Annotated in this window: 8 protein-coding genes and 1 riboswitch; of the genes, 6 read left to right on the plus strand and 2 right to left on the minus strand. The window is 54.2% G+C overall.

What is annotated here, in order from left to right:
* The 3 genes from B3Z49_RS05940 to ribB all read left to right on the plus strand — a co-directional run.
* A partial coding sequence (locus tag B3Z49_RS05940; protein ID WP_296988894.1) for an aminotransferase class IV occupies nt 1-360 on the plus strand: 360 nt, incomplete at its 5' end.
* A 56-nt stretch (nt 361-416) separates the two neighbouring features.
* Nucleotides 417-1,694, plus strand: coding sequence for an EAL domain-containing protein (locus B3Z49_RS05945; protein WP_296988896.1), 1,278 nt, complete (start codon nt 417-419; stop codon nt 1,692-1,694).
* Nucleotides 1,695-1,798: 104 nt separating this feature from the next.
* Nucleotides 1,799-1,949, plus strand: a riboswitch (FMN riboswitch).
* A 132-nt stretch (nt 1,950-2,081) separates the two neighbouring features.
* Entirely contained in the window at nt 2,082-2,750 is a 669-nt protein-coding gene (gene ribB, locus B3Z49_RS05950; RefSeq protein WP_296988899.1) for a 3,4-dihydroxy-2-butanone-4-phosphate synthase, read from the plus strand.
* 83 nt (nt 2,751-2,833) lie between these two features.
* Here ribB and xth read toward each other — a convergent pair whose 3' ends face one another.
* Both xth and erpA read right to left on the minus strand, forming a co-directional pair.
* Nucleotides 2,834-3,613 (minus strand): exodeoxyribonuclease III, encoded by a 780-nt coding sequence (xth, locus tag B3Z49_RS05955; RefSeq protein ID WP_296988901.1) that lies wholly within the window; start codon nt 3,611-3,613, stop codon nt 2,834-2,836.
* Between the two features lie 91 nt (nt 3,614-3,704).
* Nucleotides 3,705-4,046 carry an iron-sulfur cluster insertion protein ErpA gene (erpA, locus tag B3Z49_RS05960; RefSeq protein WP_008890980.1) on the minus strand — a complete coding sequence of 114 codons (342 nt, stop codon included), beginning with the start codon at nt 4,044-4,046 and terminating at the stop codon, nt 3,705-3,707.
* A gap of 233 nt (nt 4,047-4,279) precedes the next feature.
* Here erpA and argS point away from each other — a divergent pair, with 233 nt between their 5' ends.
* The 3 genes from argS to nagZ are packed head-to-tail and all read left to right on the plus strand — an operon-like array spanning nt 4,280 to nt 7,976.
* Nucleotides 4,280-6,031, plus strand: coding sequence for an arginine--tRNA ligase (gene argS / locus B3Z49_RS05965; protein ID WP_296988905.1), 1,752 nt, complete (start codon nt 4,280-4,282; stop codon nt 6,029-6,031).
* 3 nt (nt 6,032-6,034) lie between these two features.
* Complete coding sequence (locus B3Z49_RS05970; RefSeq protein ID WP_296988907.1) at nt 6,035-6,919, plus strand: SPOR domain-containing protein; 885 nt, start codon at nt 6,035-6,037, stop codon at nt 6,917-6,919.
* Complete coding sequence (gene nagZ, locus B3Z49_RS05975; RefSeq protein WP_296988909.1) at nt 6,906-7,976, plus strand: beta-N-acetylhexosaminidase; 1,071 nt, start codon at nt 6,906-6,908, stop codon at nt 7,974-7,976. Before B3Z49_RS05970 ends, nagZ begins: the two co-directional genes overlap by 14 nt.
* Nucleotides 7,977-8,137: the final 161 nt, after the last annotated feature.

Here is an 8,137-nt window from a genome sequence, read left to right on the forward strand (position 1 = left end):
GCACAAGACGCGCTTATTCTGTCGGCTGACGGCCATGTGGCAGAAACGACGGTTGCCAATCTGTTCGGGATCATCGGGGAAACCCTTTGGACGCCGGATGAGGATACCGGGATCCTTTGCGGGCTTGCCCGCGATTACGTTCTGCAAGTTGCCGAAGAATCCGAGATCGAGGTGAGTTTCGAGCCGAAGGCACCAGAAGAGCTCAAAGAGTTCGATGCTGTGTTTACCGCCAATGCACTGCAGGGATTGCGTGTTGTTGACCGAATTGATGGCTATGTTGTCGGTGTACCGGCGAAAACCTTCTTTACCGACCTTGCCCTAAGGGTGGAGGCAGAGCTATGCGATGGTATAGTAATTTAGGTTGAATTCACCACTTTAGTGACGTATGTTCAGCTGCAATTCAAACTGGAATGCATATGAACGCGCACACCACCAAACCACCTGTCACGATCAATCGCTTTGTCGAAAGCCTGCGTAAAAACGCGGCCAAAGGCAAAGCGATTTCGTTTGGAATCCTGAATATTCCGGCCGACTTGCGTCTTGGTACTGATGACTATCAGGCCATTACCCGGGATGCTTTCCACAATCTCCCCGAGAACACCAAGGCCCATCGCCTGGAAAACGGCATGGTGGCTTTTGTGCATGCAGGATCGTGGACAAACGACGACAACACCTTTGTCGAGCATATCCGGGAAATTTTGACCGACGTCCTGAACCGTCAGGGCCTCGGCCATATTCCAACCAATCTCTGGAACCGCTTTGAATGGCCAAAAGATCAGGAGAAGTTGGCAGATTTACTCGGTATCACGCTTGCAGAAAGACCAAGCAGTGACGTTTCCGTGCGCTTTGATATGGCTGATATGCTACGTGGTGCGATCACCACAGAGGCTGTATTTGACTCATGTCGGCGCCAGGCCATCGTCTGTTTTGATGACACCCGACGCGAGGTGTTAGGCCACGAGATTTATTGTTCGCTTGATTACCTGCGCCAAAACCATCTTGCCAGTTTCCTGTTGGAAGGGCCGGGCGAGATCGAGATCCTGTCGCGTGTTCTCGATGAAAAAGTCATGGATGTTACGGCAGCATTGGCACCGTCCATTTTGCCAGATCGACTGCATTTGAACATGCAAATCCAGACAGTTCACAGCGACAAGTTTACCGATTTCATCGCCGAACATGACGGTAAACTGATTGAAAACATGGCCATCGAGTTTTCCATGGAGAACGCGATCGCAAACTGGTGGGAATTTGAAGACGCGTGCGAATTTCTGCATTCCTTGGGAATACAGGTTGGTCTGGACCGTATCACGTTGCCAGCACTCGAATTTCTGTCGCCGCGCAAGATGAATGTCGATTTCATCAAGGTCATATGGGACCAGAACATTGTCGGATCGCGTCGCGCGGAAGTCGCCGAAAGACTGCGAGAGTTTGCTGTTTTGTTTGCCGACCGCAGCCTGATCCTGACGCGTTGCGACAGCCGAACGGCGCTTCGCATGGGCCGCAGTCTGGGGGTGGATGTCTTTGAAGGCAGCTATATTGACGCGATGCTTGGCGGCTATCTTCATCGGGAATGCAAATCCAAAAGCAGATCATCGGACAAAAAATGTGCCGTTTGCCAATGGGCGCCGCGCGAAGCCCGCAATAACGGATGCGATTTCCATTTCCGTGCAGGCAAACTGCTTTCGGACATTTAAACCACAAGGTTTTAAGGGTTTTATGACGTTTGACAACACTGGCGCGCTTTCATAAAGTGCGCGAGTTGATCAATTGTGGTTAACGTTTGTCGTTGAAACACGGCGCTTATTCTCAGGGCAGGGTGAAAATCCCGACCGGCGGTAAACCAGTTTTGGTAAGCCCGCGAGCGCCCATAGGTCGCAAGACTTTTGGGGTCAGCAGATCCGGTGAGATTCCGGAGCCGACGGTAACAGTCCGGATGGGAGAGGATAAAGCGTGACGGTCGTGACAGGAACGCCTTGGCGTGACTGGTATGCCGTCTGCCTGCGACCGCATTGTGACATTTGTCGCAAAGCGGGCCTTTCTTTGTTGCCCTGGTTCGTAAGCCCCATCCGTAGAGGACGGTTATGAATCAGAGTATTGAAAAACAATCCGATCTGTCGATCTTTGGCGATCCGCATGCGCGCATGGAACGTGCGCTTGATGATCTGCGCCAGGGCAAAGGCGTTCTGGTTGTTGACGATGAAGATCGCGAAAATGAAGGCGATCTGATCTTTTCAGCAGAAAATCTGACCAATGAACAAATGGCGATGCTCATCCGAGATTGCAGCGGTATCGTCTGCCTGTGCCTGACCGACGAGAAGGCAACTGAACTTGAACTGCCGCCCATGGTTGCTGACAACACATCCAGCATGGGAACTGGTTTCACCGTCACCATCGAAGCCAAGGTTGGAGTCACAACCGGTGTATCGGCCGCGGACCGCGTCACCACGGTAAAAACCGCGATCGCCGATGACACCAAACCGAGTGATCTGGCGCGTCCGGGCCATGTCTTTCCGCTGCGCGCCCGTCCGGGCGGTGTTCTTGAACGTCGCGGCCATACCGAAGGTACGGTTGATCTGATGCGTCTGGCAGGGTTCAAGCCCGCTGGTGTGCTGTGTGAAGTCACCAATCCGGATGGCACAATGGCGCGGCTGCCGGAACTGATCGAATATGCCAAGACCCATGATATGGTCGTGATCAGCATCGAAGATATCGTCGCGTATCGCATGGCGATGAAGCAGGCGGCAGAATAAAGCCAATCTGTTGCCATTGATAAAAGAAAAGGGCCGCATCCTGATAGGTGCGGCCCTTTTGCTGTTTTGGTGATCGAACGCGATCAGTCGTCAATCATGCACCAGACCGGTGTGTGATCAGATGCCTTTTCCTTGCCGCGTGGTTCCCGGTCGATATCCGATGCGCTTAGACGGTCTGCCGCCGCCGGGGTCAGAAGGAGGTGGTCAATACGAAGACCGTTATCCTTGTTCCACGCACCGGCACGATAGTCCCACCAGCTATATTGATGACCTTTCGGGTTGAAGGTCCGGAACGCGTCGGTAAAGCCCATATTCATCATGGTGCGCAAACGTTTGCGTTCAACCGTCGTGCACAGCACCGTTTCACGCAGTTTCACCGGGTCATAAACGTCCATGTCGTCGGGCGCGATGTTGTAATCCCCGCCCATGACAGCGGCGTCACCACTGGCACGAATTTTCTCAAACCGGGTGATCAGGCGATCGAGGAAGTTCAGTTTGTAATCAAACTTTTCGTCGCCAACGGCTGTTCCCATTGGAACATAGATCGATGCAACCCGGACTGGACGATTTGAGCAGATGGTTGCCTCGATATAGCGGGCTTGTTCGTCATCATCGTTCCCGGGCAGGCCGCGTTCGACATCTTCGATCGGGAATTTGGAAAGGATCGCAACGCCGTTGTAGGTCTTTTGGCCATGAATGGCGATGTTGTAGCCAAGATCCTCGATCTCCATCGCCGGAAACGCGTCATCAACCGTCTTGGTTTCCTGTAACAGGACCACATCGGGTTTCCCGTCCTGCAGCCAGTCAAGAATGTTTGGCAGGCGTGCCTTGATCGAGTTCACATTCCAGGTGGCGATTTTCATTCGGGCCTCGGTTTTTTTTGGGTGTTTGGTCAAACAAAACGGGGTTCGCCAATAACGAACCCCGTTTTATAAATCGGTTTGTCGATCCGGATCAAATCGAGAAACTTGATCCGCAGCCACATGAAGAGGTGGCATTCGGATTATTTACACGAAAGGCCGAGCCAACCAGCTCACGCACGAAATCAATCTCTGCACCGCCGAGAAGATCCAGCGATACTTCGTCGATCACCATTTTCGCACCGTGGTTTTCAAAGATACGATCTTCGTCAGTGGTGTCTGAATCGAGCGAGAACTCATACTGGAACCCACTGCAACCGCCGCCAGACACCTGCAAACGCAGCATGGTGTTCGCAGCACCTTCGCTGGCAATCAGTTCCTGAATGCGTTTTGCAGCACTTTCAGTCATTTGAACTTGCCGAGAAGAATCGGTCATTCAACACTCCTTGGTCTTGTCCTGCCGGGGCAGGTGTGTTTGCGATCCTTGGTCACATCATAGCATGATCCGAACGCAGTATTTGAGTCAGTATTTAGCGCGCATGGCTGAAATGTCAAAACCTGTAATGTCTCTAAATACGGGTGACTTGCGTTTTGAGGTGAAATGGCTCAAAAAAGGCGCCAGTCAATTGACCGGTCCGGTCAGAACCAGAAATTACAAAGTTCCAAGTCATGAATGTTTTCAGCCTGTTGAAAAGCGACATCGAGAACCAGATTCTCGCCCTTGAAAAAGACGGTGTTCTCCCTGCGGGAACCGACACTTCGCGTGTCACGGTGGAGCCGCCGCGCGATGCGTCTCATGGGGATGCCGCAACAAATGCGGCGATGTTGCTTTCAAAGGCTGCTGGCATGAAGCCACGTGATCTGGCGGAAAAGCTCGCTGAAAAACTGCGTGGCCTTGATCACATCGAAGAAGTCGAAATTGCTGGTCCGGGTTTCATCAATCTGCGTATGGCCGAGCGGTTCTGGCTTTCACAGATCAGCCAGATCCTTGAAGTCGGCACGGCTTACGGCAATAGCGACCTTGGTAAAGGCGAAAAGATCAACGTCGAATATGTTTCGGCAAACCCGACCGGCCCGATGCATGTCGGCCATTGCCGTGGTGCGGTTGTTGGTGACGTGCTTGCCAACTTGCTTGCAAAGGCGGGCTACGCCGTTACCAAGGAATATTACACCAATGATGCCGGTGCGCAGGTGGATGTCCTCGCACGGTCGCTTCATTTGCGCTATCGCGAAGCTCTTGGCGAAGAGATCAGTGAAATTCCGCAAGGCCTGTATCCGGGGGATTATCTTGTCGCGCCGGGCAAAAAGCTGGCGGAACGCGATGGCGACAAGTGGCAGAATGCCCCGGAAGATGAATGGCTCGAAGAGTTTCGTGCTTTCGCCATCGTCGAGATGATGGCCCTGATCAAGGAAGACCTTCGTCTTCTTGGCGTTTCCCATGATGTCTTCACCTCCGAAGACGGCTTGGTAAAGGCGGGCAAGGTCCAGTCGGCCTTTGAGCATCTTGAGAAAAAAGGCGACATCTATGTTGGTGTGCTGGAGCCGCCAAAAGGCAAGAAGCCTGATGATTGGGAACCGCGCCCGCAGACACTGTTCCGTGCAACAGAATTTGGCGACGATGTCGATCGGCCTTTGAAGAAGTCCGACGGTAGCTGGACCTATTTTGCGTCCGACATTGCCTATCACTTTGATAAGTACGAACGCGGCTTTAACCTGATGATCGACATCTTTGGCGCCGACCATGGCGGCTATGTCAAACGCATGAAGGCTGCGACCAAGGCGATCACGCACGGCGAGGGCGACCTTGACGTCAAGCTTTGCCAGCTGGTCAGCCTGTTTGACAACGGCGAACCGGTCAAGATGTCGAAACGTGCCGGAACGTTCGTCACCCTGCGTGACGTCGTTGAACGCGTTGGCAAGGATGTTGTGCGTTTCATCATGCTGACCCGCAAAAATGATGCGGCACTTGAATTCGATTTCGCCAAGGTAACCGAACAGTCCAAGGACAACCCGGTTTTCTATGTTCAGTATGCGCATGCACGTGTGAATTCGGTCTTCCGCCAGGCGGCTGAAGCCTTCCCGGGACAGGACCTGTCGGAGAAGACGCTGGCGACTGCGGACCTGTCATTGCTGAGTTCGGAAGATGAGAAGCTTCTGGTGCGCCGCATGGCTGAGTGGCCGCGGATTATCGAACAGGCGGCCGTTGCCCATGAACCGCATCGCATTGCCTTTTTCCTGACAGAAATTGCCGCAGAATTCCATGCATTGTGGAACAAGGGACGTGACAACACAGCACTGCGCTTCATCATTGCCGATGATTTGCCTGCGACTCTGGCACGTCTTGCGATGATCCGTGCTGTTGCCACGGTCATTGCTTCCGGTCTTGAGGTTGTGGGCGTTAAGCCTGTCGAGGAGATGTAAGAGATGAGCGAAGAGCACGGTGCCGACCTTCATGCAGAGCGTGCAGATCACTACGGATCAGAAAAGCCCGCCAGCAAGAGCATGATCAAAGGGCTGGCTACCGTGTTTCTTGGCGTTGTCGTGGTTGGTGGCGCGCTGGGCGGGGCAGGTTACTGGTTTTATAATCAGGGCCAACCCATTCAGGACGATGGCAATTTGCCGATCCTGCTTCCTGATCCGTCACCGATCAAAATTCGCCCGGAAGATCCCGGGGGGATGGAAGTTCCCCACCGTGAGACGACAGTGTACGACCAGCTAAGCGACGTTGATCCGGATGCAAATGTTGTGTTGCAGGAACTTCCAGACATGCCGCGTGCACCGGAAGTCTCCGCAACGCCCAAGGCAGCCCAGCCAAATCCAACGGCCGAGGCACCGGCAGATGCGGGCGCAACCGAAACAGTGGATGCACCGCAAGCGACCGAAGCTGAAAGCAATGCAGAGCCTGCTGTTAAAGCACCGGAAATTGCAGCTCCTGAATTGACGGACGCCGAGAAGGCGGTTGCCGCTGCTGAAAACCGCACGGCCGAAGCCCCGGCCAAGGAACAAGCAGCAGCCGAACCGGCCGCGGCACCGCAACCTACGACCGCGGCGCCTGCGTCTGGCGCATTCCGTGTGCAGCTGGCTTCGGTCCGCGAAGAAAGCGGCGCGGCAGCAGAATGGAAACGGTTGTCTTCGAAAAACAAAGACTTGCTTGGCAATCTTGAGATGTTTGTGCAACGTATTGAGATCGAAGGCAAAGGTGTCTTCTATCGGTTGCAGGCTGGTCCCCTTGGTGATGCCGGGGCTGCCGAAAAGCTTTGTGCGGATTTGAAAGAACGCAGTGTGGGGTGCCTCATTGTCCGGCCTTGAAGTCAAAAAGCCACGTGCCTGCATTCTTGGTGTTTCGGGAACGGAACTCAGCAATTGGGAAAAAGGCTTCTTGCGTGAAGCCGATCCGTTCGGGTTTATCCTGTTTGCCCGCAACATCGAAAACCGTAATCAGGTCCGAGCCCTGACCAACGCACTGCGCGAAACCGTTGGCAATACCAACGTGCCGATTCTGGTCGATCAGGAAGGCGGCCGCGTGATGCGTTTAAAACCGCCACATTGGCGCAGCATTGCGCCGGCCGGTGTGTTTGGTGATCTGTTTGACCGCAATCCCGATGATGCACGCGAGGCGGCCTATACCAGTGCGCGGCTGATGGCGATGGACCTGCGCGAAGCCGGGTTTAATACAACCTGCGCACCTGTTCTTGATCTTCGTCTGCCCGGTATGAGTGACGTGATCGGTGACCGGTCATACGGGGCAGAGATCGGCAAGGTCGTGATGTTGGCCAGTGCCGTGGCCGCAGGCCTTTTGGATGGCGGTATTGCACCGATCATCAAGCATATCCCGGGACATGGCCGCGCGACGGTCGACAGTCACAAGGACCTGCCGATTGTCACCGTATCGCACGAGACACTGTCCGAGTTTGATTTTGCGCCGTTTGCACACATGAAGGACGTGCTGGCGGCAATGTCGGCCCACCTGCTGTTTACCGCCATTGATGATCAACGCCCTGGAACAGTTTCCTCGACTGTTATTCAGAACATTATTCGTGGCGAGATTGGCTTTGAAAACCTGCTGATCAGTGATGATCTGTCCATGGAGGCGCTGGGTGGCTCCATCGCCAGCCGGACGCATGAATGTCTGCTTGCCGGGTGCGATATTGCGCTTCATTGCAATGGCAAACGCACCGAGATGGAAGAGGTGGTGTCAATGGCACCGCTTTTGACCGGTACGTCCTTGCAGCGCGCACAGAGCTTTACCAATCAAATTGCCACCTTCAAACACGACGCGCCAAAAAGCACCCAGATTGCCGATTGGCAGGCCCGGCTTGCCGATCTTCTGGCGCCGGTGTGGTCCGCAGGAGATGATCAGAAGTGAATGACACGATTGACCTGATCGTTTCGGCGACAACCTGGATCATTCCGGTTTTGCTGGCCGCGACATTGCACGAGGCAGCCCATGGTTTTGCTGCCAAGCTGTTTGGCGATGATACGGCCCAACGCATGGGGCGGCTGAGCCTTAACCCGATCCGCCATATT

Source organism: Thalassospira sp. UBA1131, assembly GCF_002311515.1.
GTDB lineage: Bacteria > Pseudomonadota > Alphaproteobacteria > Rhodospirillales > Thalassospiraceae > Thalassospira.

Coding starts and splice junctions, on each gene's coding strand:
- B3Z49_RS05945 (WP_296988896.1), top strand. CDS start 417: ATGAACGCGCACACCACCAAACCACCTGTCACGATCAATCGCTTTGTC.
- ribB (WP_296988899.1), top strand. CDS start 2,082: ATGAATCAGAGTATTGAAAAACAATCCGATCTGTCGATCTTTGGCGAT.
- xth (WP_296988901.1), bottom strand. CDS start 3,613: ATGAAAATCGCCACCTGGAATGTGAACTCGATCAAGGCACGCCTGCCA.
- erpA (WP_008890980.1), bottom strand. CDS start 4,046: ATGACCGATTCTTCTCGGCAAGTTCAAATGACTGAAAGTGCTGCAAAA.
- argS (WP_296988905.1), top strand. CDS start 4,280: ATGAATGTTTTCAGCCTGTTGAAAAGCGACATCGAGAACCAGATTCTC.
- B3Z49_RS05970 (WP_296988907.1), top strand. CDS start 6,035: ATGAGCGAAGAGCACGGTGCCGACCTTCATGCAGAGCGTGCAGATCAC.